The organism is Chryseobacterium sp. Y16C (assembly GCF_022488405.1).
Classification (GTDB): domain Bacteria; phylum Bacteroidota; class Bacteroidia; order Flavobacteriales; family Weeksellaceae; genus Chryseobacterium; species Chryseobacterium geocarposphaerae.
In genome coordinates, this window is the sequence record NZ_CP092711.1 from 2,028,302 (window position 1) to 2,044,573 (window position 16,272).

The following is a 16,272-nucleotide window of genomic DNA, read 5'->3' on the forward strand; positions in this document are numbered from 1 at the left end:
GGGACAAAGATAATAATATTATTCATTCTTATCACTTAGTCTTGAATTTATTTTTCATTTGGTTAATATAATATTAAAAACAATAAAAAAATCTATATAATAATAGAAATTCATATCTATTTCAACATAAATTAATTAGTTATTTTGGTTATTAATTTAGATCATAAACAATATAAAAATCCCAAAGCTAGGAAGCTTTGGGAAGTAAATATCATCATTAAAAAGAGTCAACTGATTTCTTGCGTTTGGCAAAAACAATCGCCATTCCTATAGCTGCTACCATCAAAAATGGAACTTGCTCATCTATCGGTGCAGAAGGATCGCCGGGTTCTCCCGGACTTTTTTCTACTTCCGAAGTTTGTGATGGCTCATCATATATATAGGGATTATCTGAATGCTGTGCAAAAGCAAGACCTGAAAAAACTATTGAACCTATAATTATTATCTTTTTCATATTCTTTCTTATTTAATTAATTTTTTGGTATACTCTTTACCCGCCGATAATGCTTTCAGAATATACATTCCTTTTGTTTCTAGTTTGAATTTAGCAGAGCTAGTGTTTGGTTTTAATTCTACTATTTTTCTACCTGAAGCATCAAATATTTCTATTCTCTCAATATTTTTAGAATTTCTAGCAACAAAATCTTCTCCGTCTCTGTATACTTCAAAAGTCATTTTTTCAATTTCCTGAATTGCTAAAGTTCCAAGCTTATATACAATTTCGAATCTATTAGTGAATTCACCTGCGTTAGCTGAGAAACCATAGTTTCCGTTCTGAAGATTGGTGTAAGTACCTAATTCTTTATCATGAAGGTAAATTGCCTGTCCATTATTGAAAATACCTTCTTTTTGAGTCAGTGAAATGACAAAGTTACCTGCTTCAAAATGTTTATTTCCTAGTGGTACAACATCATCAATAGTAAATGGTGATCTTCCCTGAATTACTAATTTTTCAGCCCCCACAATACTATAGAAGGCATCTGATCCCATTCCCATAGCTCTTGAATCAAACTTATCAAATGTATTTTGTGCTCCTGATTCATAATTAACCGCTAATGTAGTATGACTTCCATAAGGGGTTGCCAGTTTTAACCAAAACTTACCTGTATCATTAACATTCAATTTATTAAATGTATTTCCAGTAGTGGAAACCCTCATTACGTTGGTAAATGTTGCTGTGGTCCCTGTTGCTTCAACAATGAAACCTTGTCCTACCGCAGCCGAACTTCCTGAATGTGATGCTAAAGAAGACGGTGCTTCTGTCCATGTTCCGGATCCTGCCGCATTGTACGTAGCATATCCAACATTGGTTGTTGTATTTCCCGTTTGTGTAGTTACATTATTGCTTGTATTATCCCAGAACCAGAATGTAGAATTCACAGAAGAGGAGTTTGCGTTATAAAATGCATTCAGATCAAGATTTGACGGATATGGATTTCCAATCAAATTATATTTGTTTGTAGAAGTATTATTTAAGGTAACTGCTACATTTCCGTTATTTGGCTGTGCAGTAGCACCTCCAAAAGTAGCTATAGCATTTGCTGCCGGCATTTTCACTGAATATCCTACTCCAGGTGTAGAAGTTGCGGGATTACTCAAAGTCGTATAAAAGTCTGTATCGCTATTATAAGTCATTACATACTGTGGTGCAGAGGTATGAATTCCGTACATATTTTGAGAAGCCGTTGGCGATGCCCAGAATACATATTTATTAGCAGCACTTGTCGTGTTTTTCAAAACGTTAAAAGCTCCTGTATTAGTTAAAGTAGAACCATCTCTTTGAATAAAATTACCACCGTCTTCTACCGTAACTGCTGTCGCTGAAATAGTATTTCCAGAAGTTATTTCTAAAATACCTCCATTTTTAATGGTAATATTCTTAGCAGTAAAAGCCGGTTGTGAAGTTGTTGAATATACCCCTGTAATAATAACATCTTTATTTCCTGGATTTCCGTTTGACCATGCGGAGCCGTTCCAAGTTGTAGATTCAACCATTTTGTAAAGCTCTAAATCAAAATAAGAGGATCCATCAACATTGCTTGTGGCATATTTTCCAAATACAGAGCCATTGTAAATCAGAGCTCTACTTGTATCCGCTTGATTTGTTAATCTAAATAAACTCGAAACAAAACTTGCTCCCCATTTTTGCCCATTCCCAGATACTGAAGCAACTAATGACAAATCTGTATTACTTGCCCCATTAGAAATATATTTATTGACTGCTTCATTAAAAATTGTTTTAATATTTCCTGCATCAGTTTGTACCTTCCAAACAATAGACGTTGCTGGATTGGCAATTTGATTACTTACAACACTAACTGTAGTCGCTTGCAACTTGTTACTTGCAACTGTTGTATTCATAGCATTTGTTCCGTCGCCCACAATTACGTAATAGCCATCTGTTAAATCTGCTAAGGAAGTAATTTTCTCAAATCTTCCTACTCCATTATAGGCTACCGGATCATTAGCAACCGTTAAAACAATTTGTTGACTGAAAGCATTCCAATTATTGTCACCAGCCTGAGTAGCTGTAATATTTGATGTTCCTACACCTGTAATTGTAATTATATTTCCTGAAACCGTTGCCACTGCAGAGTTGGAGCTTGCATAAGTTACCGTCAAATTAGCATTGGTTGTATTTGCAGGAAATGTGAAAGGAGTACTGCTCAAATATTTTGATTGATCTGTAAAACCCGTCAACGTTTGAGTTCCTTTAGCAATTGTAAAATTAATTGTTGCAGGTGCAGAAGTTCCAGCTCCATTCGTTGCTGTAACATTTGTCGTAAAACTACCTGCTACTGTAGGCGTTCCCGAAATAAGTCCAGTTGTCGTGTTCAGTGATAATCCTGTTGGTAAACTATTTCCACTAACAATTGCATATGAAGTGGGGTTTTGAGTTGCCTGGATATTTTGAGAAAAAGAAGTTCCTATTGTTCCGGTAAATGATGAAGCAGTAACACTAGGAACATCCACAACATTTCCGTTAACTGTTTTAATAACGTCAGATGCTCCTCCTCCTGAAATTGTAATATTTCCTGGATAATTACCTGCAACAAGTCCACTTTTTAAACGAGCAAATATGTTTTGGTTAGTAAATGTATTATTTGAATATGAAATTGTCTGGTTGTCTGCAAAATTAGTTCCATCTAAAGAAACCTCAAAACCAGAAGAAGCCGCTACTGTAACAGGCGTTACACCATCTAAGTTACTTCCAGAGGCTGTGATTGATTGATTTACAGATGGTCCATTGCCTTGGAAGTATGTAAAAGAAGAAAACGCTCCCGAAGTAGTTAGATTGGGAGTTGTTTCATACGTAATAACAATAGAATTAATATATGCAACATTTGCACCTTTTTTTAAAGCAAAAAAAGTATAATTTTTAGAAGATAAGTCACTCGACGTCCAAGTAGTTCCTGTCACTGTACCTTCTGATGTACCACCAGTTACAGTGTAATTACCCGTAGCAGAATTTACTAATCTTGTTGAAACTCCTCCATATAAAGTAAAATTTGTTGAAGCACTTTGATTGATCTGAATAGTTTTAATTTTACCAGGTAAGGCAATTGTATTATAAATAACACCATTACTTGCTTGAGCTTGTATAGTTCCTAAATTTGGAGATATAGCAGCTGTAATAGCTTTACCCCCAAAAGAAATTCCATTCTGTGTCCAGGTTCTTTCTGCTCCACTATCATAAGCATTAGAACTAAGGTTTGCAGAACCTCCTGCAGATGTTAAGTTAATTGTAATAGTTTGTCCCCACGTCCAAACCGAAAAGAGCGCCATCAAAAATGCCAAGGTCATCTTTGACAGAGGTTGTAATTTTGAAATCATAGTTTTATTTTTAAGTATGTAGCAAAACTATATATTTTTTCTTAAAAAGCAAGAATATCAAAATTATATAAATGTTAAGTATCAATAAAATGTAAAATTTCATCATATTCAAATCCTCTACTTAAAACATATTTAATAGTTTTTGCTTTTTTTTGAAATTCTTTCAACCCTTTTTGTTTACTGTAATAATCTTCATATATTTTTCGAAGAGTTGCTTCATAATCCGTTTCATCAATTTCATCAAAACAGGAATTGATGAGTTTTTCGGAAATCTGTTTCTGCTTGAGATTCAACCTGATTTTATTCCTGCCCCAATGTTTGATATAAAATTTTCCACGGATATAACTTCGTGTAAATCTTTCTTCATTTAAATAATTTTCTTTTAAAAGATAAAGCATAATTTCCTCTTTTGCTTCATCTATCAAAAGGAACTCCTTCATTTTCTGTTCCACTTCCGCATGGCATCGATCCTGGTAAACGCAATAATTTACCAGTTTCAGCTTAATTTCATCAAAAGTAAAAGACTTCTTTTCCATAGTTTAGGGATAAAAAAAGAATGAGCAATTGCCCATTCTTATATTTTGTTGACGAAGATAAATATTAATAATTGAATAATGCCTTACCTTCCATTAATTCATTAACTTTCTTTCTTACAGAAGTAATTACTTCTTCATTTTTGATGTTATCAACCACTTCAGAAATAAATCCGGCAATAGTATCCATATCATTTTCTTTCAATCCTCGAGTTGTGATTGCTGCAGTTCCCAATCGGATCCCCGAAGTCGTGAATGGTGATTTATCATCAAACGGAACCATATTTTTGTTACAAGTGATATCAGCAAGAACCAAAGCTTTTTCTGTTTCCTTACCGTTTACATTTTTATTTCTAAGGTCAACAAGCATTAAGTGATTGTCTGTTCCTCCACTTACAATATCAAATCCTCTGTCGATCATTGCTTTTGCCAAAGCCTGTGCATTAGACTGTACCTGTTTTGCATAGGTTAAGAACTGATCATCCAAAGCCTCACCAAAAGCAACTGCTTTACCAGCAATTACATGCTCTAACGGACCTCCCTGAATTCCTGGGAAAACAGCTCCGTCAAGAACCTGGCTCATCATTTTGATCTCTCCTTTCGGTGTTTTGTGACCGTAAGTATTTTCGAAATCTTTCCCCATCATAATCATTCCTCCTCTTGGACCTCTTAATGTTTTGTGAGTCGTAGTGGTTACTACATGACAATGTTCGAACGGGTTATTTAAAAGACCTTTTGCCACCAAACCTGCAGGGTGAGCAATATCTGCCCAAAGTGTAGCTCCTATCTCATCTGCAACCTCTCTGAATTTAGCATAATCCAGATCTCTTGAATAGGCAGAGAAACCAGCGATAAGCATTTTTGGTCTTTCTCTCAAAGCCACTTCTCTCATTTGATCATAATCAATAAGACCAGTCTCTTGCTGAACTCCGTAAGAAACCACATCATACTGAATCCCAGAGAAATTCACGGAAGAACCGTGAGTAAGGTGACCTCCCATAGAAAGATCCATTCCCATGATTTTATCTCCAGGTTTCAAAACTGCCAAGTAAATTGCCGCATTGGCCTGAGAACCAGAATGTGGCTGAACATTTACATAATCTACTCCAAAAAGCTCTTTTGCTCTGTTGATCGCCAAAGTTTCAACCTCATCTACTACTTCACATCCTCCGTAATATCTTTTTCCGGGATATCCTTCTGCATATTTGTTAGTCAATACGCTTCCCATTGCTTTCATAACGTTATCAGAAACAAAGTTTTCTGATGCAATCATCTCAATTCCATGGGTTTGTCTTTGTCTTTCTTTTTCAATCAGGTCGAAAATAATGTCCATTTTACTTTTTAGTTTTGAAATTTTTCACGTCAAAAATACGAAATTTTCAGCGAGATTAGTATATCAAATACGATTAAAAAACTGTATTCTAAATTATTACTTATAATATCTGTGTTTAAAGTACAAACTTATCTTTACTAAAAGAATAAGCACCGGAACCTCTATCAGTGGGCCAATAACACCTACAAAAGCCTGAGCTGAATGAATTCCAAATACAGCAATACTTACAGCAATTGCCAGTTCAAAATTATTTCCCGTGGCTGTAAAAGCAATCGAAATATTTTTATCATAAGGAACTTTAATCAACCTGTTTATAAAAAAGCTGATAAAGAACATTATGACAAAATAAATAACCAGCGGGGTTGCAATTTTTATTACATCCATTGGTAATTCTAATATTTTATCTCCTTTCAAACTGAACATCAACACAATTGTAAACAATAATGCGTAAAGAGTAATTGGTGAAATCATTGGAATAAACTTCCTGTTATACCATTCTTTTCCTTTTCTCTTAATAAGAAAATAACGTGACAAAAAACCAGCTATAAAAGGTATTCCTAAGTAAATCAGCACACTTTCTACCACTTCGTATATCGGAACAGAAACAGTGAAACTTCCCAGTCCTAATTTCTGAGGAAGAACATTAATAAAGAGCCATACAAAAAAACTGTAAGACACAATTTGAAAAACACTATTTAATGCCACCAGTAAAGCCGCATATTCACGATTGCCTTTTGCAAGGTCATTCCAAACAATTACCATAGCAATGCATCTTGCCAAACCAATCAGAATAAGCCCTATCATATAATCAGGTTCATCTCTAAGAAAAATAATTGCAAGTACAAACATTAAAACCGGACCGATAATCCAATTTAGAAATAATGAAATCGATATTACTTTTTTATCTTTAAAAACCTGCGGTAGTAAGCTGTAATCCACTTTTGCCAATGGAGGATACATCATAAGAATGAGACCGATCGCTAAAGGTATATTGGTTGTTCCGGAAGAAAATGATTTTGTAACCAGTGAAATATTAGGAAAACAATATCCTAATGCCACACCGAAAACCATTGCCAGAAATATCCAAAGTGTTAAATACCTATCAAGAAACTTTAACTTAGGCTGCATGATGAATTATTTCTTTATTTGTGAAAAAACATAGAACATTTCTGAGGCGATCTGTAAACTTCTCTCATTATACACTTTCGTTTGTTCAGCGGTATTGTCCGAAATTTTTGGATCTTCGAAAGTAATCGGAATACGTTTTTCAGCGCCTGGGATAAAAGGACAGCCTCCGTCAGCCTGTGAACAGGTCATAATTGCTGCAAAATGGTTCACAGGATTAAATGTATCATCATATTTTTTAGAAAACCCAATAATAGGCAATGCATTTTCATCGTACTTAATAGCATAGATAGAATTTTCAGCCTCACTTAATTTCCACACCTCAAAACCTGCCTCTGAAAATGTTTCTGCAATTTTCGGAAACATAGCTGTCGTTTCTGTACCTCCTGAGTAACACTGAGTATCAGAAATACCATAATAATGACTAGCAACCTGAGACCAGACCTGAGCTAAATGACTTCTTCTGGAGTTGTGCGTACAGATAAAATTAAGATAAATAGGTTGCATACCTTTAGCCTTCTGTTGAATATAATTGATTAAAGGCTGTAAAACTTCTTTTCTATCATCGGTAATTACCTGTTGGAGGATAATTTCTATATAAGTTGACAATTTTGAATTCATTATAGTAATTTAAATATTAGCAACAACCGGAATTAGGAGAACAAGTATTTTGTTTATTTCCTGATAGCTCATTCAAATTCACTTTTTGTTTTAGAGGAGGAACTCCGCATGCATCCTGAGCAAGACAAGCTGTTAGTTTATTTTTTAAAACAAAATGTTTTCCGTTGAATTCAAGATCATATTTTCCGATCGTTGTATCCTGATATTCTACTTCGATTTCAAAATCTCCGATGCCTAGTTTTTCTTCTGAAAGCTGAATAATACGAAGTAGCTTTCCGGGTTTTAAACGATGTTCATAATCGTTGGCATTCCAAAGTTGGAAATTTACTTTTTCTTCTTTTCTGATGGTTCCGCCGCAATCGATGAAGTTTTTAGTAACCATTCCTATTTCTGTTACATGAAAATGTTCGGGTACGAATTGCCCGTTTTCAAGCTCAAATTCTACATTGTCTAATGTCGGAAGAATTTCTTTAATGTCTCCAAGTGTCATAAATGTATATATTTAAATTGCAATATCGCAATATTACGATGTTTGGTGTCAAAAAATTTTTTAGCAACAGTTTTGCTTTTTTACGGTCGAGATGATATTGGAGAAAAATACATTCAAAACTTCAAATGCTTTCTCATCTATACAATAGCAAATTGAATTTCCTTCAATATTCCCTTTAATTAGCCCTGCATTTTTCAATTCCTTTAAATGTTGAGAAACGGTAGGCTGTGCCAATGGAAGCTCATTCACAATATCTCCGCAAATGCATTCATTCACTTTCATTAAATATTCAATGATCGCAATTCTTGCAGGATGTCCTAATGCTTTTGCAAGCATCGCCATTTTATTTTGCTGTTCGGTAAAAAAATCGGTTTTGGTGGCTCCCATATTCAAAACTATATCGCAATATTACGATAATAAATTTTCACAGCCAATTAAATTTCAAAAAATTAATTCAAAGGTTGATAGAATCCTAAAATTATACTTTTTTAAATCAGTTTAAACAGATTAGATATGTAAAATTCTAAAACTCCTCTTCAGAAAGCTCCTTATTCACAACAGCTCCGGCAAAATTCCCCTGTGCAACAGCATTCGCAACCGACCTCATCATCGTCACATTGTCTCCACACGCAAAAACTCCCGGAACATTTGTCTTTTGCATCATATCTACTTTAATGAAACCATTTTCATTTAATTCAATTCCTAAATCTTCTGTATTGATATTCTGTTCGAAGCCGATTTTTGCATACAATGCTTTTAAGGAAACTTCTTTTCCGCTTTTAAAAATCACTTTTTGAATGTATCCGTTTTCATGTAGAATATTTTCTATCTCATCTTCAATAATATTGATTTTATTCTGATGAAGTTTTTCAGTCTGTTCTTCGGTTAAAGTTGATTTTCCATTGGTAAACAAAGTCACATCTTTCGTTAAATTATAAACGAGCTTAGTAAAATCAAAAGCCAGGTCACCATTTGCCATAATTCCCGTTACTTCACCTCTCACTTCGTATCCATGACAATATGGGCAATGAATCACAGAAATCCCCCAACATTCTGCAAATCCGGAAATATTGCGCATCAGATCTTTAATTCCTGAAGCGAGAATCAATTTCTTAGTATTAAATTCTTCTCCCGTTTCAGTCTTTATTGTGAAGCCTTCAGATTCTTTTTTCATTTTTGCCACTGCTCCGTTATGAAATTCTACTGTTTTATATTCTAAAACCTGGGCTTTAGCCAATTCAGAAATTTCTTTCGGAGTTTTCCCGTCATGGGTAATAAAGTTGTGCGAATGTGGAGTCTGCCTGTTACAGGGTTTTCCGCTATCAATGATTAAAACATTCCGTAATGATCTTCCTAAAGCCATTGCCGCTGATAAACCGGAATAGCTTCCTCCGATGATAATGACGTCAAACTTATTTTCCATAATATTTCTTGTTGATAGTTGCAAAGGTAAAATAAATTTTCACTAATGCGACTTAATCGCAATAATAATTTTTATATTTGCAACATGGCAAAAAGAAACACCGCTACCAAACAGCTGATTCTAGATTCATTAAAAGGTTCAAAATCAGCAGTGAGTCAGGAAATTTTACAGAAGCAATTGGGAGAAGCTGTAGACCGAGCAACGATTTACAGAGTGTTGAATAGTTTTTGTGAAGACGGAATTGTTCATAAAATCTTAGGGGATGACGGGAAATATTATTTTGCAATTTGTTTAAATTGTTCAGAAAAAAGACATAAACACAATCATTTCCACTTCAGATGTTTGTCATGTGGCAAAATTGAATGCCTCCCAAATGAAATGGAAGTTAAATTACCCGAAGGTTATCAATCGGTGAATTTTAATGGCTTTATTTCGGGATATTGTAAAGATTGCTCTTGATCGACTGGATTTAGATATTAGCTTTCAACGTTAATAACCGTTTTTCTCTTCATTAATTTCATCCTGTAATCTCTTCCTTATATCAATTTTTGCCCCTTCAAAACTGAAAATGGTTGCTCCTTTTTCTCTTGCAAAAGGATTGGTCACTGAATCTACTATTTCAGATTTTCCGAAAATCGGACCCGTTTCCTTCAACTCATTTTTACCATTACCCGGTTCTTTTACCCGAACTACGTTGGAATATTTTTCACTTAGATCAAACCAATTAAGATAATCTGCATTGAAAGAAACTGCTTTTACGTTTTGTTTGGAATAATAATTAATTGCTCCGGCTTGCCCATAATTATCACAAAGAACTAAAGTTTTTCCGGATTTCGACAGTTTTAAATATTCTTTATCCACTTTTTGAGCCAGCTCTTTCCAACCCAGCATATCTGAGAAATCTTGTGGTAAAGCATGATCTTTTCCGTCTTCCCAGCGCAGCAATCCGAATTTCTTATAATTCTCAGGATGCTCTACAATGTATTGAGGGCTCTTATTGGGGAAAGCTAAGTTGTATAAAGGCAAGAATAACAAAACGGGAATTAAAATACTAACCGGCTCTAAAATGCGTCTCTTCCAGCCTTTATCAAAAAGACGAGCCAGAAAAACCGAACCTATAGCAATATAAGCAGGATACAGTCCTATCGCATAATAATCTTTGGCCCTGAAAAACAAGAACAGTGCAATCGTAAAAACATATGCCCAAAACAGAAATCTGATTTTTTCGAAAGGCTTATAAAAAATAAGTGCATAAAATCCTGCAACAACCACAAAAATCACCCCAAAGAAAAACAGAATCTGAGATTTCACAAAACTAAAACGGTCAACATTCACCAGCTGTCTTTCCGAAAGCTGCTTCATATGAAGAATGACCGGAAAATTATTATGATACTGCCATAAAATATTAGGTAAAATAATAAGCAAAGCCAATAATGCGACAAAGTACAAATGCTTTTGAAGGAAAATTTTACGTTGTTTGGTGATCAACATCGCCGGAATTAATCCTAAAACCGAAAATGTAATATTGTATTTATTCAGAAAACCTATGCCGAAAATGATAGCAGCCATGTAAAGCCATTTTACTTTTTCCGAATTAAAATATTTAATTAAAACATAATATAACATCGTCCAAAGCAAAACTTCGAGAGATGTCGGCTGAAAAAGCATATTTAAACGGAGCAAAACAGATAATAAAATTCCGGTTGAAGCTAGAATTTTAGCATATAAATTTCCTTTTAATTCCTCAACAATCTTCCAGACAACAACAATTGTTAAAGCTCCGAACAATGCCGGAAAAAATTTAACCCAAAATACAGAATTGCCTAAAGATTTAATAATAAAAGCCAACACAGAATTTACAGGCGGAACCGACAAATATCCCCAAGCTAAATGATCACCTTGGTCCAGATGTAAATATTCATCACGGTGAAGTTCGTATTCAGGATCGATCAGGGAATATTGTAAGATGAATTTTACAAGAACAAAAAGAAAGAGAATCAGGTAATCTTTTTTCATGGAACCGGTTATTTATAGATTTAAAATTAAGACATTTTAAATTGTGTTTCTGTTACATATTATCAATGGAATAAAAAATCCTGAGAAGATATCCCAGGATCACAGTTTAAAATTTATAGTGTTAGTTTACTATTTTTTTGTTTTTTCTTTTAATTCTTCTTTGTCTTTATCGGACGGATTCCAAACTTTCACTTCAGAATTTTGGTCAATTCCTGATCCCGGAAGAATCTGAACATTGATACCATCACTTGCTCCCAGTTTAATATATGTCTTTTTGAACTTTCCGTCTTTTTGCTTCACTTCTACAAAAGGAACATCTTTTCCGTTCTTCTTCTCATACTGAACCAAAGATTCATCCAATAACAAAGCGTTCTTTTCAGATTTCAAAACAATCTCTCCGTTAGCAGAAAAACCGGCTCTGATATATTCATTATTCGGGTTTTCAACATCACCTTCTACCGGAAACTTTATCGTTCCGTTATTATCTTTTCCTTTAGGAGCAATCATCGTAAGCTTTCCAGGAAAAGTTTTATTCTGTAAAGCACCAATTACGATGTTCATACTCATTCCCTGCTTCAGCTTACCGGCTTGTGCCTCATCAATTTCTCCCTGGAAAATCAATGAATTAAGATCAGCAATAGAACAGATAGTTGTACCTGCGTTAAAAGAGTTAGCTTCAATCACCTGGCTTCCGACTTTTACCGGTACTTCAAGCACAGTTCCTGATGCTTTGGAACGAATCTGCGTAGTTGCTAGTCCCTGCAATTCGGGGGTGGAACCTGTTTTGGCAATCTGCAATGTTTTTTGTGCAGTCACCAATTGTTGCTGAGCATTTTTAAGGGTCTGTTCCTGAGAATACAACTGCTGTTGAGCATTTAAATACTCCTGTTTTGAAGCCACTCCCTGCTTATATAATTTAGCCTGCATTTCAAACTGCTTTCTCATATTATCTACATTCAGCTTGGCATTGTTGATCTGCAGCTGCGAGTTGGCAACATTTTGCTGGGCATTATTTACATCAGAAAGATTCGGAACGATTCTCACCGTTGCGATCAGCTGTCCTATCTCTACTTTATCACCCTCATCTACTAAAATTTTATCTATGATACCGGCAATATTCGGTTTAATTTCAATTTCTTCTTTTGGAACAATTTTTCCGGTAGCCATCACTTTATCATCCATATTCTGAATGATAGGTTTACGAGTAAGGAAAGCTTCGCTCTCTTTAGAATTTGATTTCACCAAATACCCGATTCCCGAGAATAACGCCACTACAAATAAAAGCCCCAAGAAAATGTAAATGGCTTTTTTCCAAGTGAATTTCTTTTTCATATGTATAGTTTATTTTTTAAATTTTATTAAAATGAAAGGTTACTTTCCATTATCAAATTTTCAAATTGACTTATTTTCAAATTATTCTGTTCTTAAAGCTTCAATTGGTCTGATTTTTACAGCTCTCTGCGCCGGAATCATTCCGATGATTAATCCCAGAATAACCATTACCGCCATTGCTGCGAAAACGTTTCCGTAATTTACTGTCGGATTATAAAACGGAAATGAATCCTGTCCCTTTGTAGCAATATCTAAAATCATTAATACGAAAATTCCCGACATGAATCCGAGCAATCCGGACGAAAGCGTAATGACCACACTCTCCAGCAAAATCTGGTTTCTCACTTCAGAAGGTTTTGCACCCAGAGCTCTTCTGATTCCAATTTCTTTGGTTCTTTCTTTTACCGTAATTAATAGAATGTTCGAAATAGCAATTACTCCCGCAAGAATCGTTAATGTTCCAACAATGATTGTTAAAAGCTGCATTCCCGATAAAAATCCGGTCAGTTTTTTAAATTCTTTTCCAAGATTAAAAGTTCCGAAAGCATTCGTATCATCCGGTGACACATTATTTTTGGATTTCAATTGTTGCCTTACTTTTTCCTCTACCTTATTTACATCTGCATTTGGTTTGCTTACAATAGCAAAAAAATCCACATTATCACCATTATTATACATTTTTGTAAAAGTTGAAAGCGGGATAAAAACCGTTTGGTCGTTTTCCATTCCTCCTCCTTTTTTCACCCTGAAAACTCCTATCACATTAAAGAAAATACCTTTGATGTTAATGGATTTTCCCAATGGATTTTCATTCTTTTTAGCATCAAAAAAGTTTTTGTAAACCTCTTCTCCGATCACTACAACATTTTTATTTTGTGAAATATCCGCATCGTTGAGATATCTTCCGAATATTAATTTTTTCTCTGAGATTTTATTTCCCAAAGGATAATCACCATTCAAAGTATAGGTGGCAGATTTTCCGTTTCTGGACATTTGCTCTCCTGCATTTCCAAAATTTCCTCTTGAATTCTGAGGAGAAATGTAGTCTATTTCCGGAATTTTCCTTTTTAATATTTCAATATCTTCAAGCTTCAGATGAACCTGTCTTCCTTTCGGGAAACCATCGTAAGGAATCGATGTATTCTGAGCCCAAAGGAAAATAGAATTAGTTGCAAATCCTGAAAACAATTTATCGAAACCGTTTTCCATCCCTTTTGCTGCTCCAAGCAAACTTACATACAAAAACATACCCCAACCCACACCAATCATGGTAAGGAATGTTCGAAGCTTATTATTTCTTAATGAATAATAAATTTCCTGCCAAGTATCTTTTTTAAATATTATGTTCACTTTTTATTTAAATTATTGATGATGAATTATTAATAATCACTTACAGTCTAAACTATTCTGTTCTTAACGCTTCAATCGGCTTAATTCTAGATGCTCTATATGCAGGTACAAACCCTGCAATCAGCCCTGAAAAAACCAACGCGATGAATGCCATAACAATCGTTCCCCATCCTACACTCGGACTTTTAATAAAATATTCTTCAAGATTATTTCCGATTAAATTTAAAGCTAAAACACCCAATCCTACTCCTACAAAGCCTGAAACTACTGTTATCACAACACTTTCCTGAACGATTAAAGCAACAATACTTCTCGGTTTTGCACCAATAGCCTTTCGAACTCCGATTTCTTTGGTTCTTTCTTTCACGATATAAACCATAATATTACTGATTCCGATAATCCCCGCCAACAATGTTCCCATACCTATAAATCCTACAATTGCCGTAAGAACCGCCATGAAGGTAAATGTATCGTTCATGTTTTGAGCATTATTCCAGACTCTTACACCATTTTCGTCGTTAGGAGAAACATTTTTTCTGGCTTTTAATCTTTCTTTTAATTCGTCACCATATTTTATAGCTTCCTGCGGACTTAGCTTATCATTATAAGCGATATAATTTATACTAACTGTATCAGAACCTTTTTTCATTTGCTGCAATGTCGTGATAGGAACTGTAATATGCCTTTCATCCCAGTCACCGCCGTCATCGGAGAAAACGCCTACAACTTTAAACATCGTACCGTTTATATTTAATTCTTTTCCAATCGGACTTCCGTTTTTAATTAAATCCCTTTGCACCATTCTTCCAATTACCGCAACATTTTGCTTTCTTTCCAAATCCGTTGGTGTCAGATAGCGACCGTCCAGCATTTTCCGATTTTCGATGATTTTCTCTTCAGGTTCTGCTCCGTTAATTTGATAATTCCCACTTTCTTTACCATACTTTACTAATAGGTTTGCTGTATACCTGGGTGTAGAGCTTCCTACTTTTTCTTTATCTACATTTACCAGGAAATCGTAGTCAGAATTATTCATCGTGACAGTCCTGTCAGATTGAAGCCCTTTATAGGCAATGGTTGTTTTTCCTGTAACAATTGAAATCAAATTCTGAGCATCTCTCGCAAAACCTTGTGTGAAAGCATTCTGAAGTCCCGTTCCAATTCCGAAAAGCACAATAAAAATAAATAACCCTAAAGCCACGGTAAAACCGGAAAGCACCGTCCGCAATACATTACTGCGAATTGAACTGAATATTTCCTGCCAACGATCTAGGTCGAACATTTTTTTATTATTAAAAGATTAAAAAATTGAAATATTAAAGCATCATGAACACGTTTAATATTCAAGCTCTTTCATTATTAAGTTTTTTATAAAACAACTTGCTTTATAAACTCATCACTCTCTATGATCCCGTCACGCAGAATAACATTTCTCTTCGTCTGCGCAGCTACATCAGGTTCATGCGTTACAACAATGATTGTTTTTCCCTCATTATTAATATCCTGAAGAAGCTTCATAATATCGTGCGTCGTTTTAGAATCTAAAGCTCCAGTGGGTTCATCCGCCAAAACGACTTTTGGATTTGTGATTAAAGCTCTCGCAATGGCAACTCTTTGTTTTTGTCCCCCGGAAAGCTCATTCGGAAGGTGATTTGCCCATTGAGCCAAACCTACTTTCTCCAAATATTCCATAGCTTTCTGATTTCTCTCTTTTCTCGATACATTCTGGTAGTATAAAGGAAGCGCGACATTATCCAATGCGGTTTTATATCCGATCAGATTAAAAGACTGAAAAATAAATCCTAAAAACTTACTTCTGTATTCTGCAGCTTTCACTTCAGACAGGTGTTCAATAGGAACACCATCCAGTTCATAAGTTCCCGAATCTTTTTCGTCCAAAATACCGATGATATTAAGGAGAGTGGATTTTCCAGAACCCGAGCTTCCCATGATAGAAACAAATTCTCCTTCATCAATATTCAGATTGATCCCCTTGAGAACGTGCAGTTTACTCTTACCTGTATCGTATGATTTATGTAAATTCTGAATTACTAACATTAAGTGATTTCATTTAGTTTTCTTATAAGTAGAAGATATTTTTATTTTGTTACAAGAATTACAATTAATTAAAATATTTAATTGTTTAATATTTATATAATTAAAAATCAACATTTTAAAATAAAACGTTTAATTAAAAACATGCTAAATCATTTAA

Annotated in this window: 15 protein-coding genes; 1 reads left to right on the forward strand and 14 read right to left on the reverse strand. The window is 34.7% G+C overall.

The genetic code is table 11. The annotated features are described in order from the left end of the window. Positions 1 to 217: 217 nt before the first annotated feature. The 9 genes from MKS83_RS08940 to MKS83_RS08980 form a co-directional block, all read right to left on the reverse strand. A complete protein-coding gene (locus MKS83_RS08940; protein ID WP_240582876.1) occupies positions 218 to 454 on the reverse strand; it encodes a hypothetical protein in 237 nt (78 codons plus the stop codon). Positions 455 to 462: 8 nt separating this feature from the next. Beyond that, positions 463 to 3,834 carry a beta strand repeat-containing protein gene (locus MKS83_RS08945; RefSeq protein ID WP_240582877.1) on the reverse strand — a complete coding sequence of 1,124 codons (3,372 nt, stop codon included), beginning with the start codon at positions 3,832 to 3,834 and terminating at the stop codon, positions 463 to 465. Between the two features lie 74 nt (positions 3,835 to 3,908). Further along, positions 3,909 to 4,370, reverse strand: coding sequence for a regulatory protein RecX (locus MKS83_RS08950; RefSeq protein WP_240582878.1), 462 nt, complete (start codon positions 4,368 to 4,370; stop codon positions 3,909 to 3,911). 64 nt (positions 4,371 to 4,434) lie between these two features. After that, positions 4,435 to 5,700 (reverse strand): serine hydroxymethyltransferase, encoded by a 1,266-nt coding sequence (glyA, locus tag MKS83_RS08955; RefSeq protein WP_240582879.1) that lies wholly within the window; start codon positions 5,698 to 5,700, stop codon positions 4,435 to 4,437. 96 nt (positions 5,701 to 5,796) lie between these two features. Then, positions 5,797 to 6,828 (reverse strand): ACR3 family arsenite efflux transporter, encoded by a 1,032-nt coding sequence (gene arsB / locus MKS83_RS08960; protein WP_240582880.1) that lies wholly within the window; start codon positions 6,826 to 6,828, stop codon positions 5,797 to 5,799. A gap of 6 nt (positions 6,829 to 6,834) precedes the next feature. Continuing rightward, complete coding sequence (locus MKS83_RS08965; RefSeq protein ID WP_240582881.1) at positions 6,835 to 7,446, reverse strand: protein-tyrosine-phosphatase; 612 nt, start codon at positions 7,444 to 7,446, stop codon at positions 6,835 to 6,837. Between the two features lie 16 nt (positions 7,447 to 7,462). Continuing rightward, positions 7,463 to 7,936, reverse strand: coding sequence for a DUF6428 family protein (locus MKS83_RS08970; protein WP_240582882.1), 474 nt, complete (start codon positions 7,934 to 7,936; stop codon positions 7,463 to 7,465). 60 nt (positions 7,937 to 7,996) lie between these two features. Then, positions 7,997 to 8,323, reverse strand: a complete 327-nt coding sequence (locus MKS83_RS08975; protein ID WP_100376526.1) for an ArsR/SmtB family transcription factor — start codon at positions 8,321 to 8,323, stop codon at positions 7,997 to 7,999. A gap of 136 nt (positions 8,324 to 8,459) precedes the next feature. Further along, a complete protein-coding gene (locus tag MKS83_RS08980; RefSeq protein ID WP_240582883.1) occupies positions 8,460 to 9,359 on the reverse strand; it encodes an NAD(P)/FAD-dependent oxidoreductase in 900 nt (299 codons plus the stop codon). An 84-nt stretch (positions 9,360 to 9,443) separates the two neighbouring features. Between MKS83_RS08980 and MKS83_RS08985 the strand changes: the two genes are divergently transcribed. Continuing rightward, a complete protein-coding gene (locus tag MKS83_RS08985; protein WP_100376528.1) occupies positions 9,444 to 9,818 on the forward strand; it encodes a Fur family transcriptional regulator in 375 nt (124 codons plus the stop codon). A 30-nt stretch (positions 9,819 to 9,848) separates the two neighbouring features. Here MKS83_RS08985 and MKS83_RS08990 read toward each other — a convergent pair whose 3' ends face one another. From MKS83_RS08990 to MKS83_RS09010, 5 genes are all read right to left on the reverse strand, one after another. Then, positions 9,849 to 11,375: a glycosyltransferase family 39 protein gene (locus MKS83_RS08990; protein ID WP_240582884.1), complete on the reverse strand. Its 1,527-nt coding sequence runs from the start codon at positions 11,373 to 11,375 to the stop codon at positions 9,849 to 9,851. Between the two features lie 129 nt (positions 11,376 to 11,504). Then, the gene (locus MKS83_RS08995; protein WP_240582885.1) at positions 11,505 to 12,707 is read right to left on the reverse strand and encodes an efflux RND transporter periplasmic adaptor subunit; all 1,203 of its coding nucleotides are present in this window, start codon (positions 12,705 to 12,707) and stop codon (positions 11,505 to 11,507) included. Between the two features lie 81 nt (positions 12,708 to 12,788). Beyond that, entirely contained in the window at positions 12,789 to 14,057 is a 1,269-nt protein-coding gene (locus MKS83_RS09000) for an ABC transporter permease (protein ID WP_240582886.1), read from the reverse strand. 52 nt (positions 14,058 to 14,109) lie between these two features. After that, a complete protein-coding gene (locus tag MKS83_RS09005; RefSeq protein ID WP_100376531.1) occupies positions 14,110 to 15,339 on the reverse strand; it encodes an ABC transporter permease in 1,230 nt (409 codons plus the stop codon). Between the two features lie 86 nt (positions 15,340 to 15,425). Further along, positions 15,426 to 16,115, reverse strand: a complete 690-nt coding sequence (locus tag MKS83_RS09010) for an ABC transporter ATP-binding protein (protein ID WP_100376532.1) — start codon at positions 16,113 to 16,115, stop codon at positions 15,426 to 15,428. Positions 16,116 to 16,272 lie beyond the last annotated feature (157 nt).